Raw genomic sequence first — 24,321 nt, 5'->3', positions numbered from 1 at the left:
ATCCTTGTGTTCCCATTGCAGAAAACACAAGGACAAATATATTCTTATTATAGTTCTACTTAATTTAGTTATAGTTTTACTTAATATTTAAAGCTACTTCCACCCAAAAACTCGCGAAGCAGGGAAGTCGGCGGAATTTCCTTATCCTGTACCGGAACAAAATATTTAATGAATTTCAGCAACCGGTAGGCTTCACAATATTCGGGACAATTGCGCGGAACTCCCATCAAAATAGGTTCGGCATGCAGACGAAGAACGGCAAACTCAAAAAGCAATGCCGAATTGAACATGACATCGGCATTCTCTTGGTAAGGGAATATCCACTTGTCTTCACCGGCACGTACACTAGGCCAGCGTGAAATGGTTTCGCGGGCGGAATATCCACGATAATTGAAGTCGCGGATAATACGGCGCAACAGACGGTTATCAGTGGTCGGAATCCAGTTATGGTCGTCCAGGGAAATGGTAGTCAGTGCAGATACGTAAATCTTAAACTTGCGTTCAGCCGGAATATGGGGAGTCAGTTCCGGATTCAAGGCATGAATACCTTCCAGAATTAGAATCGTGTTATCTTCTATTTTCAGTTTGTCACCTTTATACTCTTTCTTGCCAAGGGAGAAGTTAAAACGTGGAAGCTCCACTTCTTCACCACGCAGCAAGGCTTGCAATTGCCGGTTGAACAAATCCAGGTCGAGAGCGTAAAGTGATTCATAATCGTAGTTTCCGTTTTCATCCAGAGGGGTGTCTTCACGGTCTACGAAATAGTTGTCCAGAGAAATGGGATAGGGTTTCAAGCCGTTTGTCATCAACTGGATAGAGAGACGTTTGCTGAAAGTAGTTTTTCCCGAGGATGAGGGCCCGGCAATCAAGACTAGTTTCACACGGTTGCCGTTTTCTCCACGGTGGAAGATGGTATCGGCTATCTGGGCTATCTTCTTCTCCTGCAAGGCTTCGGCTACATTAATCAAATCTGTGGCGTGCCCTTCTTCACAAGCCAGGTTAAAGTCTCCGGCGTTGTTGAGTCCCATAATGTAACTCCAGTTCAGATATTCCTTAAAGACGTCCAACATCTTCTCCTGCTTCACAACATCTTCCAATACTTCGGGATTCTCGCGGCTCGGAATCCGAAGAAGCAGTCCATCGTAATATTTCACGATGTCGAACAACTTAATATATCCGGTACTGGGCAGCAGATTACCATAATAATAATCGACCGTATCGCCCAACGTATAATAATAGGTATAGAGGGAGCCGGAAGTTTCGAGCAGCCGCACTTTGTCATTCATCCCCCGTTCACTGAATACACGTACAGCTTCCGCCGTATGACACTCGATGCGGTGATAAGGAATATTTTCGGCAATAATCTCCTGCATACGCTGCTTGATGCGTTTCACATCTTCCAGTTCGATGGGGCGCCCGATACGCAAATTGCAGAAATATCCTTTGGAGACGGGATGTTCTACGAATAACTTTCCGTCGGGATACAACTCCGTGACAGCCTTGAACAAGACAAAACAGAGCGAACGGACATAGGTACGCATACCAGACTGATCCCTTACGTCCAAAAACTCTATATCCTTATTGTTATATACCCTAAAATTAAGTCCCTCAGAGCGGTTATTGACCTTGGCGCTAACCACCTGATAAGGAAAATTAAGATTAAAACCGTAATAAATATCCAAAAGTGAGCTTCCGATAGGGAATTCTTTGGAAATATTGTTATTTTTGCAACATATTTGTAACATCTGTTTCATCGAGTTCGTTAAAAGGTGAATAATTTGGGACTAATATACTTATAATCAGACTGAGAACAAATAACCATTAAAAATATTATAGATGGAATATTCTTTTTATGATTTTTTAAAGCTCATAGGTTCATTAGGCCTCTTCCTGTATGGAATGAAGATAATGAGCGAGGGCTTACAAAAGGTCGCGGGTGACAGACTACGAAGTATCTTGACGGCAATGACCACCAACAGGGTAACGGGGGTTTTAACAGGTGTGTTAATCACAGCCCTTATCCAATCTTCTTCAGCAACGACGGTAATGGTCGTGAGTTTCGTTAATGCCGGGTTGCTTACTCTTGCCGAATCTATCAGTGTCATTATGGGTGCCAACATCGGTACTACGGTCACTGCCTGGATTATCTCAATTTTCGGATTTAAGGTTGACATGGCCGCCTTTGCCCTTCCTCTTCTGGCCATCGCCCTTCCGCTTATCTTCTCGGGCAAAAGCAACCGCAAGTCCGTCGGTGAATTCATTTTCGGTTTTTCTTTCCTCTTTATGGGGCTTTCTTACCTGAAAGCAAATGCGCCCGACTTGAATGCCAACCCGGAAATGCTCGCCTTCGTACAGAACTACACGGATATGGGATTCTTCTCCATTCTCCTGTTCCTGTTCATCGGTACGATACTGACCATGATTGTACAGGCTTCTGCCGCCACGATGGCAATTACACTGATTATGTGTGCCAACGGATGGATTAGTCTGGAACTGGGAGCAGCCCTCGTACTGGGAGAAAATATCGGAACTACAATCACCGCCAATCTTGCCGCATTAACAGCCAACACACAGGCTAAACGGGCAGCATTGGCGCATTTTGTTTTTAATGTGTTCGGTGTTATCTGGGTATTGATTATCTTCCACCCTTTCATGCAGTTTGTAAACTGGGTAGTAGACACTTTCTTCCAAAGCAGCAACCCCGAAGTTGCCATCTCATACAAACTATCCGCTTTCCACTCTATCTTCAATATCTGTAACGTATGTATCCTGATATGGGCCGTGAAACTGATTGAACGTACCGTATGTGCTTTAATCCACCCGAAGGAAGAGGACGAAGAACCGAGACTGCGGTTTATCACCGGCGGTATGCTGTCTACGGCGGAGCTTTCCATTCTTCAGGCACGCAAGGAGATTCATCTTTTCGCTGAACGTACCCATCGTATGTTCGGTATGGTGCAGGACTTGCTGCATACGGAGAAGGATGATGACTTCAACAAACTGTTCAGCCGGATAGAGAAATACGAGAATATCAGCGACAATATGGAGTTGGAAATAGCCAACTATCTGAATCAAGTGTCAGAAGGACGTTTGAGTTCCGAAAGTAAGTTGCAGATACGTGCCATGCTGCGTGAGGTGACGGAGATTGAAAGTATCGGGGACAGTTGTTATAACCTGGCGCGTACCATCAACCGGAAACGCCAGACAAACCAGGACTTCACCGAAAAGCAATACGAACATATCCACTTCATGATGAAGCTGACAAGCGATGCCCTCGCGCAGATGATTGTGGTAGTGGAGAAACCGGAACATCAGAGTATTGACATCAACAAGTCTTTCAATATCGAGAACGAAATCAATAACTACCGCAACCAACTGAAGAATCAGAATATCCTTGACGTGAACAACAAAGAATATGATTATCAGATGGGAGTTTATTACATGGATATTATCGCCGAATGTGAGAAACTGGGTGATTATGTGGTAAATGTGGTGGAAGCAAGCAGTGATGTGAAAGAGAAGAAGGCTTCTTAATAAGTAAAGGAAACAAATAATAAAAAAGGAGAATCGACTGTGCGAATGCATCAGGTCGATTCTCCTTTTTTATATATCTTTTAAGAGCAATCAATTATAAACATACGATTCCGCAAGACGCCAAAATAGAGTAGATTCCGGCACGACAGTGGTTCGAAGAACTTTTCCCGTACCGTTTTCTGATGCCGGATTGATATTGGCAAACATATTCCATCCTCTGACGAAAGAGCAATCGCTGTAATTATAAGATTTATCACTGCCTGTCAACGAAAAAGGACGGTCGGCAAACTGATAACTCACTAATGTGGCTTTTCCGGCAGAAGAACCCCTGCCTGTCCAGTTGGATATTGCAATCCGGCCTACTTTCTTATCCCCGTTAAATACAAAAAAATCTCCCAGTGTGGCAACAAGCGCATCGCTGTCATTTGAAGTTCCCGTCCAGTATCCACTCATATCCCCTCCTCTGCGGTCTACTTTTTGCAGCACTTCTGAAGAAAAAACAGTGGGTAAATCCATAATAATCTGCCCATTCTCATAAGGGAACGTAAGCGTTTCAATCACACTCCAGTCAACGCCCGTAACCTTCACCTCTACCCTGTCAAAAACAAAGCCCTCGGGGATATTCTGTATATCCTTGACTATGATAGTATAATCCGGGATAGGCGGTTCTTGTTCAGGAACATCATCATCGTCATGGCAGCCCGTAATTAAAAAGCCGGATATGAATAATACAGATATAAAAAGGAATAACTGTGAAATTCGATTAGTAGTGGTTGTCTTGTTGTAATACATAATGCTATAATTTTGAATCAAAGGTATTACAAATTCAGGCATCATAAGCATTTCTTATCACAAAAAAACAAAATGGCTGAATACATCCAATGTATCCAACCATTTTCACTTAATAAATTCTCTCCCTCTCTGCTTTATCCTTCGTACGGCTCGAAATCTTCTTTACCGACTCCACATAGTGGACAAGTCCAATCATCTGGAATATCTTCAAACGCAGTTCCTGGTTCAATTCCGCTTTCCGGATCTCCTTGTTCGGGGTCGTAAATATATTCACAGACCGTGCAAATGTACTTCTTCATAACGTTCGTATTTTTAATTGGTTTTCTAAATTATATAACGCAAATAGTACGATATTTGTTCAACACTTTTTTTATACGGAAAGAAAAAACTATCTTTGTAGTCATATTCATCAAGCTAAAACAACAATTATACAAGTATGCTTATAGCATTATTATCAATATTAGTAGTCTTATGCGCCATCCTGCTGCTTAGTTTCTTATGGGAGCGCAGAAAATGTCTCCGGATGCAACAACGATTATTCCGGGAATCCAGAAAGTTGGAACGCACCAATCATATCGCCGGTTCTGTCCTGAAAAACGTGCATGCTTTTATCCTGTTAATAGACAACGATTTCAAAGTTCTGAAAACCAATTACTACCAGAAAACCGGAACCAAGAAAGGAGCGGAAGAAAAAAGAGTGGGCGACCTGCTGCAATGCCGCAACGCATTGGCTGCCGAAGGGGGTTGCGGAACACATAGTTTTTGCGGTTCCTGCCCGGTACGTACTGCCATACGCCAGGCTTTCGAGCAAAGAAGGAATTTCACCGACCTCGAAGCGACGCTGAACATAGTTACTTCCGATAATGATGCCGTCGAATGCAACGCGAGCATATCCGGTTCATACTTTCTTCTGGATGAGAAAGAGAATATGGTACTTACCGTCCATGATGTCACCCGTCTGAAAAAAGCGGAAGAGGAACTGACACGCGCCAAGGAAAAAGCGGAGAAAGCCGATATATCCAAATCTGCGTTTCTAGCTAATATGAGCCATGAGATACGTACACCCCTCAATGCCATTACCGGATTTGCGGAAATAATGGGCAGCGCCAACACAGAAGAGGAAAAAAAACAATATCAGGAAATCATAAAGATGAATGCCGACCTCCTGATGCAACTGGTCAATGATATTCTCGATATGTCAAAGATTGAAGCGGGCACCTTGGAGTTTGTATATACAACGGTTGATATCAACTTGTTGCTTTCAGACTTACAGCAACTTTTCCAGATGCGGGTGAATGATGCCGGCGGAATGATTAAAATCATAGCAGAACCATCGCGTTTTTCCTGTCTCATATCGACCGACCGCAACCGCGTCGCCCAAGTGCTCTCCAACTTTACGACCAACGCGATTAAATTCACGCATGAAGGTACGATCCGTATCGGATATGAAGCCCGGGATACTGAAATTTATTTTTATGTAAAGGACACCGGAGCAGGGATTCCTGCCGAAAAATTGCCGGACGTATTCGGGCGGTTTGTGAAGCTGAACAAAGACAAGAAAGGAGCAGGACTGGGGCTTTCTATTTCCCAAACCATCGTAAACAGACTGGACGGTCAAATCGGAGCGGACTCCGTAGAGGGTGAAGGCTCTACATTCTGGTTCACCATCCCCTACCGGACATGTGGCAAGCCGCAGTAATAATTCCGACTTCATAAAAAGTTTTAATTAAACATTTTATCACAATATTATGTTGTACTTTTGCAGTCCAAACTAAACGCATGTATCTGCATGAGTACAAATAAAGATGACTTTTATCATATAGGACTTACCGATAACGAAGTCCTTCAAAGCAGGGAAAAAAATGGTATCAACCTGTTAACACCCCCCAAGCGTCCTTCCCTATGGAAGCTTTATCTCGAAAAATTTGAAGACCCGGTTGTACGCGTACTATTAGTGGCAGCCGCATTTTCGTTAATAATCTCCATCATTGAGAATGAGTATGCCGAGACAATCGGAATTATAGCCGCCATCCTGTTGGCTACCGGTATCGGTTTCTTTTTCGAATATGACGCCAGTAAGAAATTCGATTTGCTGAATGCAGTCAACGAAGAGACATTGGTAAAAGTAATCCGTAACGGACGTGTGCAGGAAGTTCCCCGTAAAGATATAGTGGTTGGTGATATCGTTATCCTGGAAACGGGAGAAGAAATACCGGCGGACGGAGAACTGCTGGAAGCCATCTCCTTGCAGGTGAACGAATCCAATCTGACTGGAGAACCCGTTATCAATAAGACGACTGTGGAAGCGGATTTTGACGAAGAGGCGACGTATGCTTCAAACTTGGTAATGCGCGGCACTACGGTAGTCGACGGGCATGGAACAATGCGTGTACTGCATGTAGGAGATGCTACCGAAATCGGAAAAGTAGCCCGCCAAAGTACGGAAGATAATCTTGAACCGACACCACTGAATATACAGTTGACGAAACTTGCCAACCTGATCGGAAAAATCGGCTTTACCGTTGCAGGATTCGCTTTCCTTATTTTCTTCGTGAAAGATGTATTGCTCTACTTTGATTTCGGCGCATTGAACGGATGGCATGAATGGCTTCCGGTTTTCGAGCGGACACTCAAATACTTTATGATGGCGGTTACTCTGATTGTAGTGGCCGTGCCCGAAGGATTACCTATGAGCGTCACCCTCAGCCTGGCGTTGAATATGCGCCGTATGCTTTCTACTAACAACCTCGTACGAAAGATGCACGCTTGCGAGACGATGGGCGCTATCACTGTGATTTGTACGGATAAAACAGGTACGCTGACACAGAATCTGATGCAGGTGCATGAACCTAACTTTTATGGCATAAAGAACGGCAGTGACCTGTCCGATGACGATATCAGCGCACTTATCGCGGAAGGTATCAGTGCCAATTCAACCGCTTTTCTGGAAGAATCAGCTACCGGAGAAAAACCGAAAGGAGTGGGAAATCCTACTGAGGTAGCTTTACTGTTATGGTTGAACAGCCAGGGAAGGAATTATCTCGAACTTCGCGAAAATGCACATATCCTTGACCAACTCACGTTCTCGACCGAACGGAAGTTCATGGCTACTCTTGTAAAATCGCCATTAATCGGAAAGAAAATACTCTATATTAAAGGAGCGCCGGAAATCGTTCTTGGTAAGTGTAAGGAAGTTGTACTGGACGGAAGAAGAGTGGATGCCGTGGAATACCGTTCGACAGTAGAAGCGCAATTGCTGAATTACCAGAATATGGCAATGCGCACACTTGGATTTGCTTTCAAGATTGTAGGGGAGAACGAACCGGATGACTGTACCGAATTAGTATCAGCCAATGATTTGAACTTCTTAGGAATCGTTGCCATTTCCGACCCGATTCGTCCGGATGTGCCTGCTGCCGTAGCCAAATGCCAGTCGGCGGGTATCGGTATCAAGATCGTGACCGGTGACACACCGGGAACTGCTACGGAGATTGCCCGTCAGATAGGTCTTTGGAATCCGGAGACGGATACAGAGCGGAATCGTATCACCGGAGTGGCATTCGCCGAATTGAGTGACGAAGAAGCATTAGACCGGGTGATGGATCTTAAAATCATGTCGCGTGCCCGCCCGACGGATAAACAACGCCTGGTACAATTACTCCAACAGAAAGGGGCGGTAGTAGCCGTAACCGGAGACGGTACGAATGACGCGCCTGCCCTGAACCATGCCCAAGTCGGGTTGTCAATGGGGACGGGAACTTCCGTTGCCAAAGAAGCCAGTGACATTACATTGCTCGATGATTCGTTCAACAGTATCGGAACCGCTGTCATGTGGGGACGTTCACTTTATAAAAATATCCAGCGTTTCATTGTTTTCCAGTTGACGATTAATTTCGTCGCTCTGCTTATCGTTCTGCTGGGTTCGGTTATCGGTACGGAACTTCCGCTGACCGTGACACAGATGCTATGGGTAAACCTGATTATGGATACTTTTGCGGCCTTGGCTCTGGCTTCCATCCCGCCCAGCGAAACCGTGATGCTTGAGAAACCCCGTCGCAGTACCGATTTTATTATCAGTAAAGCGATGCGGTCTAATATAATAGGTGTAGGGTCTATTTTCCTTATCGTGCTGCTCGGGATGATTTATTATTTCGACCATAGCCCGCAAGGTATGGATATACGTAACCTCACTATTTTCTTCACCTTCTTTGTCATGTTACAATTCTGGAATCTCTTTAACGCCCGCGTATTCGGAACTACCGACTCGGCATTCAAAGGGCTTTCCAAATCGTATGGTATGGAGCTCATTGTACTGGCCATCCTGGTCGGACAATTCCTGATTGTACAGTTCGGTGGGGCTGTATTCCGTACGACACCACTCGACTGGCAGACTTGGCTTCTAATTATAGGCGTTTCGTCCACGGTGTTATGGGTTGGAGAACTTGTCCGCCTTGTTCAGCGTATTATTCACAAAAAGAGTAGAAATGAAAAGTAAAGGAATTAAAAACCTTCTTATTGATTTGGGCGGTGTGCTTATCAATCTCGACCGCCAACGTTGTATGGAGAACTTTAAGAAATTAGGGTTCACAGACGTAGAAGAGCGATTGAATATCCAACAACTGCATGGAGTATTCATGCAACAGGAAAAAGGGCTGATTACTTCCGCCGAATTCCGGAACGGGCTCCGGGACATGATGGGCAAAGTAGTCAGTGACAAACAAATAGACGCGGCCTGGAATAGTTTCCTGGTAGACATACCTGACTACAAACTTGATTTACTGTTGAAATTGCGCACTAAATATGTTGTCTACCTGCTTAGCAACACCAACGAAATCCATTGGAAATATGCCTGCCACAACCTGTTTCCCTATCGCACCTTCAGAGTAGAGGATTATTTCGAAAAAGCCTATCTCTCTTATGAGATGCACATGGTAAAACCGGAAGCGGATATTTTTAAGGCTGTCATCGAAGATGCAGGTATCGAACCGCAAGAAACACTCTTCATCGACGACTCCGAAATCAACTGTAAGGCCGCTCAAGAACTGGGCATTTCCACCTATACGGCAAAAGCCGGCGAAGACTGGAGTCATCTTTTCAAAAAATAAATTCGTAGAAATGCAGATTATACGTGATATATCGCCCCTTACTCCGGAACCCTGTGTAGCTACCATCGGTTTCTTTGATGGAGTTCATGCAGGACACCGCTATCTGATTCGGCAAGTGAAAGAGATAGCGACAGCCAAAGGTTTACGTTCTGCATTGGTTACTTTCCCTGTTCATCCCCGCAAAGTGATGAACGCCGATTATCGCCCGGAACTTCTGACTACACCGGAAGAAAAAATAAATCTGTTGGCCGGCATCGGAGTAGATTACTGCCTGATGCTTGATTTCACACCGGAAATTTCCCGACTGACGGCACGTGAGTTTATGACTCAAGTACTAAAAGAGCGCTTTCAGGTGGAATGCCTGGTGATTGGTTACGACCATCGTTTCGGGCACAACCGCAGTGAAGGGTTTGAAGATTATGTACGCTATGGAAAAGAAATCGGCATAGAGGTTATTCAGGCAAAAGCATATACCAGTCCTGTAGAAATGAAAGACGGACAGAGTGTAACTGTCAGTTCTTCCCTCATCCGCAAACTGCTCCACAAAGGAGATGTAGACTTGGCAGCCCGTTGCCTTGGATATGAATATTTTCTGGACGGAACAGTAGTAGGCGGTTATCAAGTGGGTAGGAAAATCGGATTCCCGACCGCAAACTTAAGTGTTGACGATCCCGACAAACTCATTCCTGCGGATGGTGTTTATGCCGTATGGGTGACATTCGACGGGAAAACTTATATGGGAATGTTGAATATAGGCGTCCGCCCAACGATTGGCAATGGGCCTGACCGCACGATTGAAGTGAATATCCTTCACTTCCATTCCAACATATATGACAAGTTTATCCGGCTCACTTTTGTAAAACGGACTCGTCCCGAACTGAAATATTCCAGTATCGACGAACTGATTATACAACTTCATAAAGACGCTGAAGAGACAGAAGCCATCCTTCTTGCCAAAGAGACAGGCTCACCAAAGGGAAAAGAGGTGTTTCCGACGAAATAGACTAAATGAACCATATATAATAACAACTTAAAAGCGGATTCTTATGCAAAAGACATTTATGAGTATCTCCCTCGTGGTAATAGCTATTTCCATGTTAGCTATGTTCATATGCAGTTTCTTTACAACTAAATAAAGAACATAAAGCCTTATGAAGACAGCCATCAAACTAGTTCTGATCGACCTTCTCATCGCACAGATTGTCGCCCCTATTCTGATAATGATTCCCTGTACCATCTATTTATTGGTCACTACCGGGAACCTGGACAGAGCTGTCTTGACGCAGACAATCATGATTCCGGCACAATTGGCCGGTCAGATTATGATGGGCATTTATCTATGGAAAGCCGGTTATATCAGTACAAAAAAGGCAACATGGTCGCCTGTATCAGCTCCTTATCTGGTATGTAGCGGGCTGGCTATCCTCACCGGCGGATTTACAGTATCCGCACTTATGGGACTGCTTGACTGGATTCCTGATATCATGGAACAATCTTTCGACATTCTTCAATCCGGTTGGGGTGGAATTCTTGCGATAGCCATCATAGGCCCTGTACTGGAAGAATTGTTGTTCCGCGGAGCTATCACCAAAGCATTACTACAGCAATATAGCCCGACGAAGGCTATCCTCATTTCAGCGCTTCTGTTTGGTGTCTTTCATATTAATCCGGCACAGATACTTCCGGCATTTCTCATCGGTATCCTGTTTGCATGGACGTATTATAAGACCGGCAGCCTGATTCCCTGTATACTCATGCATGTGCTGAACAACTCACTGGCGGTATATCTCAGTATCCAATATCCCGAAGCGAAAAACATGGATGATCTGATAAGCGGTACACCCTACCTGCTTGTTTTATCCGGAGCGGTTTTGTTACTCATTGGAAGTATATTGGCTATGCGTTATCTGACTTCCGCAAAAGCAAAATAAAAAAAGGGAAGTTTTCACTTCCCCTCTTTTGCCTTGAATGCTAATGCGTACATTCGTATTTGTTTTACCATCGACAGCAACCCATTGCTGCGTGTAGGCGATAGATGCTCTTTCAATCCGATCTTATCAATAAAATAAAGATCCGTATTCAGTATTTCATCAGGAGTGTGCCCTGACAACACCTTTATCAGCAAGGCTATGATTCCTTTTACAATCAACGCGTCACTTTCCGCCTTAAAAACAATCTTACCGTCTACATCATCCGCCTGAAGCCATACCCGGCTTTGGCATCCTTCAATCAGATTCTGTTCCGTCTTATATTTTTCTTCCAGCGGTTCCTGCTCATTTCCTAAGTCAATAAGTAGTTGGTAGCGATCCATCCAATCGTCGAAGTCACTGAACTCTGCAATAACTTCGTCTTGCAATTCATTAATTGACATGATATATTTATTATTTCTCGTTATAAATTACTTCCAATACAGTCTGTCCGACTGCTTTCAATGTATTTTTATCAATATGCTCCATGTTGTCCGTCAGCGTATGCCAGGTAGGAGTAAATCCGCCCTCGGGGTCAGAAGCGATGATATCAATCGTCTTGATACGTGCCAGGCGGTTGATAAACAGATGGTCGTCTGTCACTCCGCCGCCGTCTTCATCAATAAACATTTTACCATATCCCAGTTTCTTGGCTGCTTTCCAGACTTTCTTATTGATATCCGGCGCAAATTGTTCTGAATATGATTCTTTCAGGAAAACGGTATTTTTGCCGCCCACCATATCGAGCAGGATGCCAAAGCGGGCATTGTATCCCTGCACATGAGGGTTGCGTGCCCAATACTGTGCGCCCAGACACCATGATGCTTCATTATTCTGATCGTGCGCCCCATAATCTTCCGCGTCAAGGAAGATTATATCAATACCGAGTTGCGGCTGCTGTTGGTTTATCAAACGGGCTATCTCCAATAAGGCTCCTACTCCGCTCGCTCCGTCATTCGCTCCTAAAATAGGAGTCTTATGGTTCTTTTCATCGGGATCGTTGTCAGCCCAAGGACGTGTATCCCAATGCGCAAAGAGGGCAATTCTCTTTTTGCTATCGGGCTTATAAGAACCGATGATATTTCTTGCTTTCAGCAAAGTTCCGTCATAGGCTATCAGGTCGGCATATTGGTCGGTCACTTGTGCGCCAAAGTCTTTCAACTGCTTTGCCAGGTAATTTCCACAAGCTACGTGTTCCTTCGTATTAGGCACGCGAGGGCCGAAATCCACCTGATTCTTCACATACAGATAAGCACTGTCCGCATCAAACTGTGGTACGTTCACGACTACCTTCTCGCTTTGTTCATTTGTACTATTTGCCTTGTTGCCGCCTCCACAAGAGAAAGCCGATAATAACAAAAAGGCACTTGTCAATACTATCATAGGTTTCTTTTTCATCGTCCTCTTTTCTATTAAAGCCTCAAAATTAGTCATTTTCATCACAGCATTGCTCAGATGGAATAGATTATTAACAAATAAACTTTAATTCTACATTATTCTTTCCAACCGTGAACTCCACTTTTGCCCCATTGACAAGCGGCAAATTATGAGTGACATGCCCCACCGGAAAATTAAAACAAACGGGATAATCATACTCTTTCACTAAATCTGCCAAGGCTGCATACAATTCCTTTCCCAAGGAACGGTCTTCTTCATATTCGGTAAATTGCCCGATAATAAGCCCGGACAGTTTTTCGAGCACACCACCCAGTTTCAGATTATACATCATCCGTTCAATGGCATGAGGGCGCTCGCTGACATCTTCTATAAACAGCACCGTCCCCTCCGCCGGAATATCGTAAGGAGTTCCACGCAAACCGTAGGCTACTGCCATGTTTCCGCCATGCAGGATTCCTTGCGCGCTCCCTTGTTTATTCAGCTTGTGTTTTTCACAAGTATAAACAGGCAGATTGCCGAACAGGATACCTTTTAAATAGACAGTACACGGATCATCCTCCGGCTCTACCGTGAGATGGCGTGCCATCAGTGAATGCAGAGATGCATATCCGTTTTTCTGAAACAGATTGTGCAATGCCGTGATGTCACTGAATCCAAGCAACCACTTCGGATGCTCATGAAAAGCGGTAAAATCGATCTTATCTACCAGATGCACCGCTCCATATCCCCCACGGCTGCAAAGAATAGCTTTCACCGTCGGATCATCCATCGCGTCCTGCAAGTCTTTGAGACGTTGTTTGATTGTTCCGGCATATCTTCCGGAAGAACCGCCGGCATGCTTTCCGATAGCAACGTTCAGTCCCCATGACTCGATCCGTTTCCGGGCACCTTTCAGAAACTCTTTGTCTATCTTACTGGAAGGCGACACAATGACTACTTTATCACCCGGCTGCAAAAAAGGGGGAAATTGAATATCCATATTCTATACTCTATTTTGTTGACTTATGTATGCAAAAATACATGAAAAAACGATTCCATGCGCATCTAGCGGGCAAAACAAATGAAATATAGCAAAATGTTACACAACAGATGTATTTTTTCGGGTTATAATCCTTATTTTTTCAATCATTTTTCTGATATTTGCTAAAAATCTAACGTTATGGAACCTATTCTAAATTTTGCCCAACTCACAGAACACCTCAAGAAACTAAACCACAGAAAACGGATTGCCGTGGTTTGTGCCAATGATCCTAATACCGAGTATGCGATTACGCGTGCTTTGGAAGAAGGGATTGCGGAGTTTCTGATGATTGGAGACTCGGCTATCCTTGAAAAATACCCTACGCTCAAACAATATCCGGAATATGTGAAAACCATCCATATAGAAGATTCGGACGAAGCAGCGCGCGAAGCCGTACGTATCGTTCGTGAGGGCGGAGCGGATATTTTAATGAAAGGAATCATCAATACGGACAACCTGCTGCACGCTATACTCGACAAAGAAAAAGGACTGCTCCCGAAAGGGAAAATCCTCACGCACCTGGCAGTGATGGAAATTCCGACTTATCATAAGCTGCTTTTCTTCTCAGATGCTGCGGTAATCCCACGTCCTACCTTGCAACAACGTATAGAAATGATATGGTATGCCATTTGTACCTGCCGGCACTTCGGCATTGAACAGCCACGTGTGGCGTTGATTCACTGTACGGAAAAAGTAAGCGCAAAGTTCCCTCATTCATTGGATTATGTGAATATTGTTGAATTGGCTGAAGCCGGAGAGTTCGGAAACGTCATTATCGACGGACCGCTGGATGTACGTACGGCTTGCGAGCAGGCAAGCGGGGATATAAAAGGTATTGTATCTCCTATCAACGGCCAGGCAGATGTGCTTATATTCCCTAATATAGAATCTGGAAATGCTTTTTATAAGTCTGTTTCCTTGTTTGCCAATGCAGAAATGGCAGGATTGCTGCAAGGCCCTGTGTGCCCCGTAGTCCTTCCGTCCCGCAGTGATTCGGGATTATCCAAATATTACAGTATAGCCATGGCATGCCTGCAAGTGTCAGGAGATTGCGAGTGCAGAAAGCAAGTGCTTAATCAAGGTAATAATTCATAATTCGCAATTCACAGTTCATAATCCATACTTAAAACATTAGACTCTATGAAGATTCTAGTCATCAACCCCGGTTCCACCTCTACAAAAATAGCTGTATACGAAAACGAAACACCCCTATTTGTCAGCAATATCAAGCATACGGTAGAAGAATTATCCGTTTATCCGCAGGTTATAGACCAGTTTGAGTTCCGAAAGAACCTTGTACTTAAAGAATTAGAGTCCAATAGCATTCCTTTTGCTTTTGATGCCGTCATCGGACGGGGCGGATTGGTAAAGCCTATTCCCGGTGGTGTATATGAAGTGAACGAGGCTATGGTACGGGACACATTGCATGCCATGCGCACGCATGCCTGCAACTTAGGCGGCTTGATAGCCAAAGAACTGGCATCTTCTCTTCCCAATTGTCCTGCTTTCATTGCCGACCCGGGAGTTGTAGACGAACTGGAAGATATAGCCCGTATTACAGGCTCTCCATTGATGCCGAAAATCACCATCTGGCATGCATTGAATCAAAAGGCGATAGCCCGGCGTTTTGCCAAAGAGCAGGGAACAAAGTATGAGGATCTCGATTTAATAATTTGTCATCTGGGCGGCGGTATTTCGATAGCTGTCCACCATCATGGACGGGCTATCGACGCGAACAATGCATTAGATGGCGAAGGCCCTTTCTCACCGGAACGTGCCGGAACGCTTCCGGCAGGTCAACTCATTGATCTTTGTTTCAGCGGACAACACACCAAAGATGAATTGAAAAAACGAATTTCCGGTCGCGCCGGCCTGACTGCACATTTGGGGACTACCGATGTACCTGCTATTATCAAGTCCATAGAAGAAGGGGATAAAAAAGCGGAACTGATATTGGATGCCATGATTTATAATGTAGCAAAAGCCATCGGTGGCGCAGCTACCGTCCTATGCGGAAAAATAGACGCCATCCTTCTGACCGGGGGAATTGCTTATTCGGATTATGTTATTTCCCGACTCAAAAAACGCATCTCATTTCTGGCTCCTATCCATATCTATCCCGGAGAAAACGAAATGGAGTCATTGGCTTTTAATGCGATAGGGGCATTGAAAGGAGAATTGGCGATACAGGTCTACAAGTAACATGAACTTTTGCGCAAGAATGAGAGTGAACCGCCTGCTCTTTTCCCAATGTTATGGATTAGGTCAAACTTCCTCCATCCGTTCCAGTTCCCATCCGCGAAACTGCATCACGATGCAATGTAACTCGGTGGCGTGCACCATCTGGCGTACCTTAGGACCAACAGCATACCCTTTTATCTGCTCTACGGCTTCTTGCCACTGAGCTTCGGCTTTCGCTTCCGAGTCTTTGGTGGAAAGGTATTTCATTTCGATGATATAGCTATGCTTCACGTCATAGCGCATCAAGTCGGGCATTAGGAACAAGTCGCAATAACCGTGGTTCAATTCCACTTCCGGAGCTATCAGGTAATAGGCATTCGTGCTCAAGTAGGCAGTAAAGAAGCCTTGCAGATTGCGCTCGCCTTCGATGGCACTTCGCACGGAGGAGTTTTCTTTGTAGGCATGGGCGATAAATTCCAGCGTTTCACGCCAATGACCCTCGTAGGCCATCTCATCAAACAAGTCTGCCAAATCATTCAAATTGATATGTTCTCTGTCCTGATACTCTTCCAGCAGGAATTCATAATATTGCTTACGCACATTATTATTGGGAATACTTAGCACCAAGCGTTTTCCGTAGGTGGCGGTAATGGTGAGCATACCATAATAAAAGAGCAGGCTGGGGAAAATCTCCGGTTTAGTGATATCGGTAGCAGGAAAGGTAGTCACTAACGTGGTGACAATCTGCCCCTCTTCCGTGATTTTACGCAATACGCCCTTACGATTACCGTCCAACTTATCCAGCCGGATAAGTTTCTTCATCTTATTGTAATCTGTACGGGTATTGGGATCTATCATCTCTTTGGGCGATTTACCCAAAGTCATATAATGCCGCAAATAATAGAACACCATGTCACAGTTGAACATTTTCGGATCGCGCTCCAAGCTTTCTTCGGCAAAACAATAATTGTCATACCACGGGCGCATTTCCTCTATCATCGCATTTATATCCGTATTGCCCGGCAACCGTCCGGCATCCTTATAATACCGGATCATCTCGCGTACATCAGTCTCACTGAATCCCAGCATCATGTTAAACTGATGATCAGTACTAATATTCCAACCGATATTGAATCCGCTAGTCAAGTCATCCAATGTCACAGGGCTGACACCAGTCATGAAGATACGATCAAACATACCTTTGAACTTCTTGAATATTTCGCGGTAAAAGCCACTGGCATGGGTCAAGGCATGATAAACTTTGTCGCCCTGCTCGTTCAGCACCACGTTAGTGAAATTATCGTATTCATCCACTATCAGATAAAGCTTGGAGCCGTTATTACGTGCCTTACGCTCCAGAAAGTTAATTTTGTTGGTAGTGCCGCATTGGGCTTTCATTTCCTCTTCGAAGCCGGGATAATAATAGGGTTCATAGATAGAAGCAAAATCATCCAGTCCGCCGCAGCAGTAATCATCAAAGCTCTGGGCAAGTGTCCTATCAAGCCCCCCCACTCTGGAAAAATCAAGATAAAGTATTTGGAAAGCCCCTTGCAACTGTGTAGGACGACTACCTATCCACAAATTGCCGAAGCGTTTTTCGAACTTTTCTTTTTGAGAGATGTCATAATAAGTCCGGAGCATACTCAGAAAGATGCTCTTACCGAAACGGCGGGGACGGATAAAGAACAAATTGCTGGGTTGCTCTTCCAACAAAGGCAGATACATCGTTTTATCCACATAATATTGGTTCTGCTCCACCACTTCCACAAAATTGGAAACCCCATAAGGGATTCTTTTTACTTCTTCCATAATTGTTCCTTTCTTTAGTCCTCATACCCATTGATTGGGGCAATACAAAAGTAACACATTCCCGCAGAAAGAACAAAGAAAGGGAAAGAAAGTTGAAGTGTCACTATGCAAAAACAAGACGAAACGTAATCTCCACGAATTTCCACTAGAGAATTAAAAAGTGGAAACTTGCTGTCATCTGTCACGTGTTTACATTTAAACATGTGATTGTGAGTGAGTAATGATGTGACAGCAGCATGTGATAGCACAGTGACAGCAAAAGTGCTGTCACCATTTTATCTCCCTTTTTCTATCTTCCCTCTCTTTTCTCTTTCTTAAAAATCACAACTTGTATAGCTCATATTTTTTAGCCGTAGGGGGGAATATTAGTTTCATGCCTTTAAACTATTGGTTTCATAGGATGAAACTAGAGTTTCGCCTGCTTGAAACCAAAGTTTCACCCGCTTGAAACTAGAGTTTCAATTACTCGAAACAATTGTTTCTAAGCCTTGAAACTTTAGTTTTTACTGCTTGAAACTAAAGTTTCAGGCAAGAGGAACAAACTTGGAACTTGCTTTTAAAAGAAAGAGAGAAGAAGAGATGTGACAGCAAAAATGCTATCACCGTGCTGTCACATACTGCTGTCACATCATTACTCCCTCACAATCACATGTTTAAATGTAAATATGTGACAGGTGACAGCAAATTTTCACATTTTAATTCCCTAGTAGAGTTATTGGGAGATATAATTCAACTTATTTCCGTACAGTTTCATTCAAATTCAACTACTGGTTCATATTATTAAGAAAGAGTAATCTCTTCCAATAATACAAGCTCCCAACTACGCCATACAATTGTAATCAGTTTCAGTCCACCTTTAGCCTTAGCTCCCGCCACCAATTCGTCTTCACTATAACGAAGCAACTGTTCGCGCGCCTCATCGGCAAGGGTACGTATCTCTTTTTCCGAAGCACCGGCTTTCGCATATTTCACTTCGAGCAGATAGGTGAACGGGGGCATCACGGGAACCGACGGACTAGGCTTGAAGAAGAAATCTGCAAAACCTTTATTCAATTCATATTCCGGATAGAGTTGATAATAACGGTACATCCCTAAATAAGCAAGCAAAAAACCTTTAATGTGTGCTTCACCCTCAATATATTCACGGATGCGGCTCTGCTCACGAATGGCATCAGCTATAAAACCGAAAAGAGGTTTCCAGTCTCCCCGAAAAGCCATATCCTCAAATAGAGCTGTCATCTTGTTCATATCCATCTTAAAGATATCATGTTTACTATATCCTTGAATCAAGAAATTGAAAAGCTGTTCCCTTACCACTAAATTCGGGACATGCAAGATGGGTCTTCCCACCATATCAACACCTTTAATGGAAAGAAGTCCGAAGTAGAACAACAAAGACTTGAAATTGCTGGGATCTGTCATCTCCAATGCAGAAAAATGAGTGACGATATCGGTAGTAATCTCGCCCTGTTCGGCTATTTCCTTTATAACGGAAAAGTTCTCTCCCAATCCGTGATCAAGCTTTATCAAATATGTCAGTTTATTGAAGTCAGTGCGGATATTAGGGTCTACAATCTCTTTTGGTTTTTTATGATGAAGAACAAAAGATTTCAGAAAATAAAGTGCCATATCAGAATTGAACATACACTGTTCCAACGTATCTTCACTAAAGCAATAATTGTCATAATTAGGTTTCATCATGGCAACAATTTCATCCACTGATTCTTCAAGAACTCCCTGCTCTTTATAATACGTCAACATTTCACGCAACTCTTTCTCACTAAAGCCAACCAAATCATTGAACCAGGAATCATTTGTGATGTTGGTTCCGATATTAAAACCACTAGTGACATCATCCATCGTCACAGGACTCACTCCAGTGATAAACAATCGCTCGAGAGCAGAGCCGGTTCCGGTAGTGGCTGATTTTATCACGTTAAAGAAGCCGCGGATAAAACCTTCGCCATGCGTTGCTTTCCGATAATAGTCTGTACCGTAAGTTGAAAGAATGGTATTAGTGAAATTATCATATTCATCAATAAGCAAATAAATTCGGAGATTTCCTTTGCGACTGGCATAGGTGTTGACTGCCGATAAAAAAGCACCGGGGACTTTTTGGGTATCCTCATCCAAAACCTCCCAAATTTCTTTTCCCAACAAATGCTCGTATTTGTATACGAAGTCTTTTATCTTGTTACAACAATGAAGTTTAAACGAGTGCTCTACCTCATTGACATTAGAACTTACTTCGGAAAAATTAAACCGCATAATGAGAAACTTATTATGTAGCCTGGTAGGATGCTGACCTATGTATAAATGTCCGAACAATTCATTAAACTGTTCGACATAACTAATATCGTAATAGGTTTCCAACATAGCCAAAGTCAGACTCTTCCCAAATCGACGGGGACGGATCAGAAATAGATAAGGCGGTTGCATCTCTATTTTTTCAATGAACATTGTCTTATCCACATAATAATAATTCTCTTTCTGAATTCGTCCAAAGTCCGTTATTCCGTATGGTATTTGTTTCATCATATTGCGATTCCTTTCAATTATCTATTTTTCTATTTCTGCAAACTTTGCTCAATATGCTGCAAACGACGTTCTAAAGCTGCATACTTTTCATCCTTTTCTTTTAAAAGACGTTCATAGAGTTCGGTGATTTTGTCGATAGGGTTGAAATTGTTAACTCGATTATCGTTATCAACATCACATGTCTTAACAGTTCCCAAATTAAAGTTAGCTCCTCCTTGGTCATTATTATTCACCGTATTATTCTCAAACACCACCGTCTGTGCATCCTCTTCTAAAGTCTTAAGATAATCGAAAGGAACATTCAATGCCCGTGCAAAACGCTGCAACATTTCATCATCAATCACTCTCATCTTCTCATATTTAGAGACAGCAGGTTGTGAAAGGTGTACCAATTCACTTAAACCTTCCTGGTTCATATTCTTTTCAATACGGGTACGACGTATATTGCGTCCGTGATGGACTCTCCCAATAGTCAATTCTTCTGTTTCCATTCTTGATTTCTTCTTTTTAAAATCCAACAAATATACAAATGAAAAGTTTCGCTCGAAGCAAATATACGAAAAAAACGAATAGATGTGATAATATGGATAAAAGGAATATTACTACCGGTCAAAAGTAATAAAATGAATACTTCCAAACAGCCTGATTATAGAAAAAAACACGAACTTTGCAGCAAACAACATACAAACAGAAAACCATGGAAAGAATATTAACAATAAAAGAATATAAGTTCGTAAAAGAATTTATTGAGTTAATCCGAAAACACGGCATTTTGTTTTCCACGAATCAAGAAGGGAAAATCGTAGTTATAATCCATGAAAAAGAAGGAGATAACAGACCTGATTTTCTGACACCTGCCATAGAACTGGGAGATTGTTTCGATGAAACAGAATTGTATGAGATATTAAACCAAACCAATGAACGGATAAAACAGATTGCAGAAGACTATAAATCAGAAGAAATATTCACTCAACATCTAACTAAAAAATAAATCCTCATCCCTATATATAAATACCCTAACCGGTTTCTTTATCCCAAAGAGGGCCCGCTTCCAATCGTGAAGCGAGCCCTCTTTATTTCTGAATAATCTGTAATCCACCCTAATGTTTAGAAGTAAAAAGCAGGTATTAAAGACCTAATAATTCATCAAACTTCTTTGCTGTTCTGGAGTCCGAAGGACGTGTCATGTTAGCAGAGATAATTTTGCCTTCACGGTCTAACAGGATAAACCGGGGAATACCATTAATAAGATAGGCATCCATAAACGACCTGTCAGTACCCATGTGAAGTTGGATTCCTTTCAGTTCATCTTTCTTTACCATGTTTTCCCATGCTTTCTTGTTTTTATCACATGACATACTGACGAAGTAAATATCCTTGCCCGCATATTTTTCTTCCAGTTCTTTCAATGAAGGAAGTTCTCCGCGGCAAGGGCCACACCATGTAGCCCATACGTCAATGTAGATATACTTACCTTTCAAATCAGCCATGGAAACGGTTTTACCATCTATATCCATATAAGAGAAACTAACGGACGGATTACCCGATCTCAGCTTTTCCCATTTGCCACAAAGTGTATTAAACTTTTCTATAGACTGCGCATCTTTCACATGTTTGCGAAACATGGCAATCAGGCTGTCAGCATCGTCCAAACCGCTATTCTCTACATAACTATAAACGAATTCATTCATCAGAAATTCTGCAACTTCCGCATCTTTTATTTCAGAATCCACATAATGGACACGTTGTTCAATCACTCTTGAATCGTTTGTTTTTCCTTCGAGGCTCAAAGCCGTAACAGCGCCGGGCAGATATGCTTTGTATTCTCTCAGAGCCAACAGTTTGGCGTCAATCGGGGTTAGTGCTTTCAGCTTTTTATAGAATGTTTCCGAAGGAGTGTAGTCTTTATCTTTTCCGTAATAAGAATGATAAGAAGCGTACAATGGAAGATAATAGTAAGTGTAATACTGCAAACGCACCTTCTCTAATGCGGTAAAGTCGGCAGGCAACAGTGAAGACTCCAGAACCTGACAATTAGCCGCATACAGGCTATCGCCCCTGTGCAAGATGGCATCTTCCTGCATTTTCATATCGGGCATGCCTAACGACTTGAGTTTTCCGCTTCCCAAGTAAGTGTTGATAGCTGCTCCTTCTCCTGCGAAGGTTACATTCTTCCACATATCATCGCTGTTGAACGAGAGGCTAAGATCCTGTTCAGGATCCAGATAAAGGGTGCGGCGTCCACGAGTATATTGCATGGTTACATATTGCGGCGCAAAGTCTGTGATTTCAATACTTCCATTTCCGGCTGCATCTATCGCAATTTCCTTTTGTTCATTACTCTGAGCGAAGGTTAATACCACTTTAGCTGTTTCATCGGGATTGGTTATCTTGAAAGTCAGCTTGGCGGCTTCTGCCGTCGTGAAGGCACTCAGCGCTAAGCCGAGTACCATCATTGATGTTATTTTGTACATACAATTTCTATCTATTAACGTTCATACTGAGGAATGTCCGGATTATATTCCAATACATTTTGGGGAACAGGCATAATATAACGCGGGTCATTCGCCGGAAGTTCCCATGTCTCATTTCCCACTTTATGGACTATCGTTTTTGCAAATTGAGGTTCTTTGTTCAGACGCCGCAAATCCACATATCGCATATATCCTATCATTGCGAACTCACAACGACGTTCGTCAAGTACTAACTGCAATGCTTTTTGTCTATCTGTATAGTCCGCAGCATCATATGCAATATGATTTTTGATACGGGATGCACGCAAAGTGTTCAGGTAGCCGATAGCTTTGGAAGTAGCTCCCACGCGCGCTTCACATTCTGCCGCAGTCAGGAGCATTTCAGGAATGGAAGTCCCCGCATTGATTTGTATCCATGCTGTATAAACGGTATATCCTTTGAAGTATTCCATACCCGCTCCCCGGTTCATGCAGTCGGAACGGAAAAATAAATATTCACGCAAATCCACTTCACCTGCCTCTGTATCCGTATTCTTGGCAAAAGCCTGACGCAAATCGTCGCTTTCAGCTACACTGTTGAAAGTATGATTACTGATATAACGGGTATAAATCTGTTCCGGGCTTGGGAAACCATATTGTCCATCGGGGAACTGTGTCTCGTTATCGTCATCCGTTACGATATTTCTCCATTGAGTTCCGTCGATCTTCTTATAGTTCTTATATTCGATTAACTGAATATTCTGCGGATCAGAAAGTATCATATTGGCATATCTCAAAGCCTCGCTATAATTACCCATGTACAGATACATACGGGACAACACTGAATAACAAGCATTTTTAGTGGGATAGAAAGGGAACGCTTTTTTGTCAGCCAAACTTGCGGAAGCAGTTTCCAAATCTTCTTTTATCTGTCCATAAACTTCGGCAACCGTATTACGCTTATATTTACCGCCCCCTACTTCTTCACTCAACACCAAAGGCACTCCATAGTCCGTAGCTGCGGTAGAAGCATCATATTGCTTTCCATATACATTAATCAGACATAAGTACTCGAACGCACGACCTACCAATGCCTCTGCCTGCAGACGGCGCTTGTCGGCATCATTACCGCCGGTAGCACTTAATACATTATTAATAATGGCATTATAACTGAAAATGTTAGCATATGCATCTTCCCAGATAGCATCACTGTTTCCGGGTGTGTAGACCTGTCCTGGCTGGAACGAGAAGATATTCCTTTCATGGTCTTTTTTACCGATATATTCGAACCATTCAACTGTCGTTTCGCCTTTTTCCACCATCATCGGATCGTCAGTGAAATAAACCAAATAAGGATCTAATACATTAATTAGATATTGACTGGATATTAACTTTTCGTAATCAGCATAAGTCTCGGGAATAGTATAACCTTTCGGCTTATTGCCCAACCAGTCATCGCAGGAAGCTAAAGATAAGATAGCACAAGCGATAGCAATATATTTTGTTATTTTCATATTATTCTT

At 43.1% G+C, this 24,321-nt stretch carries 20 protein-coding genes; 9 read left to right on the top strand and 11 right to left on the bottom strand.

What is annotated here, in order from left to right; translation table 11 throughout:
- Window positions 1-80 precede the first annotated feature (80 nt).
- Complete coding sequence (locus tag BQ7997_RS03970) at window positions 81-1,754, bottom strand: nucleoside kinase (RefSeq protein ID WP_022139431.1); 1,674 nt, start codon at window positions 1,752-1,754, stop codon at window positions 81-83.
- Between the two features lie 82 nt (window positions 1,755-1,836).
- Between BQ7997_RS03970 and BQ7997_RS03965 the strand changes: the two genes are divergently transcribed.
- Complete coding sequence (locus tag BQ7997_RS03965; protein ID WP_073343785.1) at window positions 1,837-3,534, top strand: Na/Pi cotransporter family protein; 1,698 nt, start codon at window positions 1,837-1,839, stop codon at window positions 3,532-3,534.
- A gap of 90 nt (window positions 3,535-3,624) precedes the next feature.
- On the opposite strand, the gene BQ7997_RS03960 is transcribed toward BQ7997_RS03965, so the two are convergent.
- Window positions 3,625-4,326, bottom strand: coding sequence for a hypothetical protein (locus tag BQ7997_RS03960; RefSeq protein ID WP_073344753.1), 702 nt, complete (start codon window positions 4,324-4,326; stop codon window positions 3,625-3,627).
- 134 nt (window positions 4,327-4,460) lie between these two features.
- Complete coding sequence (gene rd / locus BQ7997_RS03955; RefSeq protein WP_004306971.1) at window positions 4,461-4,625, bottom strand: rubredoxin; 165 nt, start codon at window positions 4,623-4,625, stop codon at window positions 4,461-4,463.
- A gap of 224 nt (window positions 4,626-4,849) precedes the next feature.
- Here rd and BQ7997_RS03950 point away from each other — a divergent pair, with 224 nt between their 5' ends.
- The 5 genes from BQ7997_RS03950 to BQ7997_RS03930 all read left to right on the top strand — a co-directional run bounded on the left by BQ7997_RS03950 (window position 4,850) and on the right by BQ7997_RS03930 (window position 11,362).
- Window positions 4,850-6,025 carry a sensor histidine kinase gene (locus BQ7997_RS03950; protein ID WP_073343782.1) on the top strand — a complete coding sequence of 392 codons (1,176 nt, stop codon included), beginning with the start codon at window positions 4,850-4,852 and terminating at the stop codon, window positions 6,023-6,025.
- A 90-nt stretch (window positions 6,026-6,115) separates the two neighbouring features.
- Complete coding sequence (locus BQ7997_RS03945) at window positions 6,116-8,821, top strand: calcium-translocating P-type ATPase, PMCA-type (protein WP_073343779.1); 2,706 nt, start codon at window positions 6,116-6,118, stop codon at window positions 8,819-8,821.
- A complete protein-coding gene (locus tag BQ7997_RS03940; protein ID WP_073343776.1) occupies window positions 8,811-9,431 on the top strand; it encodes an HAD family hydrolase in 621 nt (206 codons plus the stop codon). The genes BQ7997_RS03945 and BQ7997_RS03940 overlap by 11 nt, the downstream gene beginning before the upstream one ends.
- A gap of 10 nt (window positions 9,432-9,441) precedes the next feature.
- Window positions 9,442-10,434 carry a bifunctional riboflavin kinase/FAD synthetase gene (locus tag BQ7997_RS03935; protein WP_073343773.1) on the top strand — a complete coding sequence of 331 codons (993 nt, stop codon included), beginning with the start codon at window positions 9,442-9,444 and terminating at the stop codon, window positions 10,432-10,434.
- A 148-nt stretch (window positions 10,435-10,582) separates the two neighbouring features.
- Window positions 10,583-11,362, top strand: coding sequence for a CPBP family intramembrane glutamic endopeptidase (locus BQ7997_RS03930; RefSeq protein ID WP_073343770.1), 780 nt, complete (start codon window positions 10,583-10,585; stop codon window positions 11,360-11,362).
- Between the two features lie 14 nt (window positions 11,363-11,376).
- On the opposite strand, the gene BQ7997_RS03925 is transcribed toward BQ7997_RS03930, so the two are convergent.
- The 3 genes from BQ7997_RS03925 to BQ7997_RS03915 form a co-directional block, all read right to left on the bottom strand.
- Window positions 11,377-11,802: a SufE family protein gene (locus BQ7997_RS03925; protein ID WP_004316653.1), complete on the bottom strand. Its 426-nt coding sequence runs from the start codon at window positions 11,800-11,802 to the stop codon at window positions 11,377-11,379.
- 10 nt (window positions 11,803-11,812) lie between these two features.
- Window positions 11,813-12,796 carry a M20 family metallopeptidase gene (locus BQ7997_RS03920; protein ID WP_073343767.1) on the bottom strand — a complete coding sequence of 328 codons (984 nt, stop codon included), beginning with the start codon at window positions 12,794-12,796 and terminating at the stop codon, window positions 11,813-11,815.
- Between the two features lie 70 nt (window positions 12,797-12,866).
- A complete protein-coding gene (locus BQ7997_RS03915) occupies window positions 12,867-13,775 on the bottom strand; it encodes a S66 peptidase family protein (RefSeq protein ID WP_073343764.1) in 909 nt (302 codons plus the stop codon).
- Between the two features lie 180 nt (window positions 13,776-13,955).
- Here BQ7997_RS03915 and BQ7997_RS03910 point away from each other — a divergent pair, with 180 nt between their 5' ends.
- Together BQ7997_RS03910 and buk are read left to right on the top strand one after the other, a co-directional pair.
- On the top strand, window positions 13,956-14,912 hold the full coding sequence (locus BQ7997_RS03910) for a phosphate acyltransferase (RefSeq protein ID WP_022139442.1): 957 nt from the start codon (window positions 13,956-13,958) through the stop codon (window positions 14,910-14,912).
- Between the two features lie 45 nt (window positions 14,913-14,957).
- A complete protein-coding gene (buk, locus tag BQ7997_RS03905; protein ID WP_073343761.1) occupies window positions 14,958-16,019 on the top strand; it encodes a butyrate kinase in 1,062 nt (353 codons plus the stop codon).
- 63 nt (window positions 16,020-16,082) lie between these two features.
- Here buk and BQ7997_RS03900 read toward each other — a convergent pair whose 3' ends face one another.
- From BQ7997_RS03900 to BQ7997_RS03890, 3 genes are all read right to left on the bottom strand, one after another.
- Window positions 16,083-17,807 (bottom strand): ATP-binding protein, encoded by a 1,725-nt coding sequence (locus tag BQ7997_RS03900; protein WP_073343759.1) that lies wholly within the window; start codon window positions 17,805-17,807, stop codon window positions 16,083-16,085.
- A gap of 780 nt (window positions 17,808-18,587) precedes the next feature.
- On the bottom strand, window positions 18,588-20,345 hold the full coding sequence (locus BQ7997_RS03895; protein ID WP_073343756.1) for an ATP-binding protein: 1,758 nt from the start codon (window positions 20,343-20,345) through the stop codon (window positions 18,588-18,590).
- Window positions 20,346-20,374: 29 nt separating this feature from the next.
- Window positions 20,375-20,836, bottom strand: a complete 462-nt coding sequence (locus tag BQ7997_RS03890) for a helix-turn-helix domain-containing protein (RefSeq protein ID WP_073343753.1) — start codon at window positions 20,834-20,836, stop codon at window positions 20,375-20,377.
- A 206-nt stretch (window positions 20,837-21,042) separates the two neighbouring features.
- Here BQ7997_RS03890 and BQ7997_RS03885 point away from each other — a divergent pair, with 206 nt between their 5' ends.
- Window positions 21,043-21,336, top strand: a complete 294-nt coding sequence (locus tag BQ7997_RS03885; RefSeq protein ID WP_073344751.1) for a hypothetical protein — start codon at window positions 21,043-21,045, stop codon at window positions 21,334-21,336.
- Between the two features lie 136 nt (window positions 21,337-21,472).
- Here BQ7997_RS03885 and BQ7997_RS03880 read toward each other — a convergent pair whose 3' ends face one another.
- Window positions 21,473-22,819: a TlpA family protein disulfide reductase gene (locus tag BQ7997_RS03880; protein ID WP_073343750.1), complete on the bottom strand. Its 1,347-nt coding sequence runs from the start codon at window positions 22,817-22,819 to the stop codon at window positions 21,473-21,475.
- 14 nt (window positions 22,820-22,833) lie between these two features.
- A complete protein-coding gene (locus tag BQ7997_RS03875; RefSeq protein ID WP_073343747.1) occupies window positions 22,834-24,312 on the bottom strand; it encodes a RagB/SusD family nutrient uptake outer membrane protein in 1,479 nt (492 codons plus the stop codon).
- Window positions 24,313-24,321: the final 9 nt, after the last annotated feature.

The sequence above is a fragment of the Bacteroides congonensis genome (assembly GCF_900130125.1).
In the GTDB taxonomy this organism is placed as follows: domain Bacteria; phylum Bacteroidota; class Bacteroidia; order Bacteroidales; family Bacteroidaceae; genus Bacteroides; species Bacteroides congonensis.
This window is presented reverse-complemented; position numbering and strand designations above follow the sequence as displayed.

Excerpts from the sequence above, each read along its gene's own strand:
- BQ7997_RS03970 (WP_022139431.1), bottom strand. The coding sequence starts at position 1,754 with ATGAAACAGATGTTACAAATATGTTGCAAAAATAACAATATTTCCAAA.
- BQ7997_RS03965 (WP_073343785.1), top strand. The coding sequence starts at position 1,837 with ATGGAATATTCTTTTTATGATTTTTTAAAGCTCATAGGTTCATTAGGC.
- BQ7997_RS03960 (WP_073344753.1), bottom strand. The coding sequence starts at position 4,326 with ATGTATTACAACAAGACAACCACTACTAATCGAATTTCACAGTTATTC.
- rd (WP_004306971.1), bottom strand. The coding sequence starts at position 4,625 with ATGAAGAAGTACATTTGCACGGTCTGTGAATATATTTACGACCCCGAA.
- BQ7997_RS03950 (WP_073343782.1), top strand. The coding sequence starts at position 4,850 with ATGCAACAACGATTATTCCGGGAATCCAGAAAGTTGGAACGCACCAAT.
- BQ7997_RS03945 (WP_073343779.1), top strand. The coding sequence starts at position 6,116 with ATGAGTACAAATAAAGATGACTTTTATCATATAGGACTTACCGATAAC.
- BQ7997_RS03940 (WP_073343776.1), top strand. The coding sequence starts at position 8,811 with ATGAAAAGTAAAGGAATTAAAAACCTTCTTATTGATTTGGGCGGTGTG.
- BQ7997_RS03935 (WP_073343773.1), top strand. The coding sequence starts at position 9,442 with ATGCAGATTATACGTGATATATCGCCCCTTACTCCGGAACCCTGTGTA.
- BQ7997_RS03930 (WP_073343770.1), top strand. The coding sequence starts at position 10,583 with ATGAAGACAGCCATCAAACTAGTTCTGATCGACCTTCTCATCGCACAG.
- BQ7997_RS03925 (WP_004316653.1), bottom strand. The coding sequence starts at position 11,802 with ATGTCAATTAATGAATTGCAAGACGAAGTTATTGCAGAGTTCAGTGAC.
- BQ7997_RS03920 (WP_073343767.1), bottom strand. The coding sequence starts at position 12,796 with ATGAAAAAGAAACCTATGATAGTATTGACAAGTGCCTTTTTGTTATTA.
- BQ7997_RS03915 (WP_073343764.1), bottom strand. The coding sequence starts at position 13,775 with ATGGATATTCAATTTCCCCCTTTTTTGCAGCCGGGTGATAAAGTAGTC.
- BQ7997_RS03910 (WP_022139442.1), top strand. The coding sequence starts at position 13,956 with ATGGAACCTATTCTAAATTTTGCCCAACTCACAGAACACCTCAAGAAA.
- buk (WP_073343761.1), top strand. The coding sequence starts at position 14,958 with ATGAAGATTCTAGTCATCAACCCCGGTTCCACCTCTACAAAAATAGCT.
- BQ7997_RS03900 (WP_073343759.1), bottom strand. The coding sequence starts at position 17,807 with ATGGAAGAAGTAAAAAGAATCCCTTATGGGGTTTCCAATTTTGTGGAA.
- BQ7997_RS03895 (WP_073343756.1), bottom strand. The coding sequence starts at position 20,345 with ATGATGAAACAAATACCATACGGAATAACGGACTTTGGACGAATTCAG.
- BQ7997_RS03890 (WP_073343753.1), bottom strand. The coding sequence starts at position 20,836 with ATGGAAACAGAAGAATTGACTATTGGGAGAGTCCATCACGGACGCAAT.
- BQ7997_RS03885 (WP_073344751.1), top strand. The coding sequence starts at position 21,043 with ATGGAAAGAATATTAACAATAAAAGAATATAAGTTCGTAAAAGAATTT.
- BQ7997_RS03880 (WP_073343750.1), bottom strand. The coding sequence starts at position 22,819 with ATGTACAAAATAACATCAATGATGGTACTCGGCTTAGCGCTGAGTGCC.
- BQ7997_RS03875 (WP_073343747.1), bottom strand. The coding sequence starts at position 24,312 with ATGAAAATAACAAAATATATTGCTATCGCTTGTGCTATCTTATCTTTA.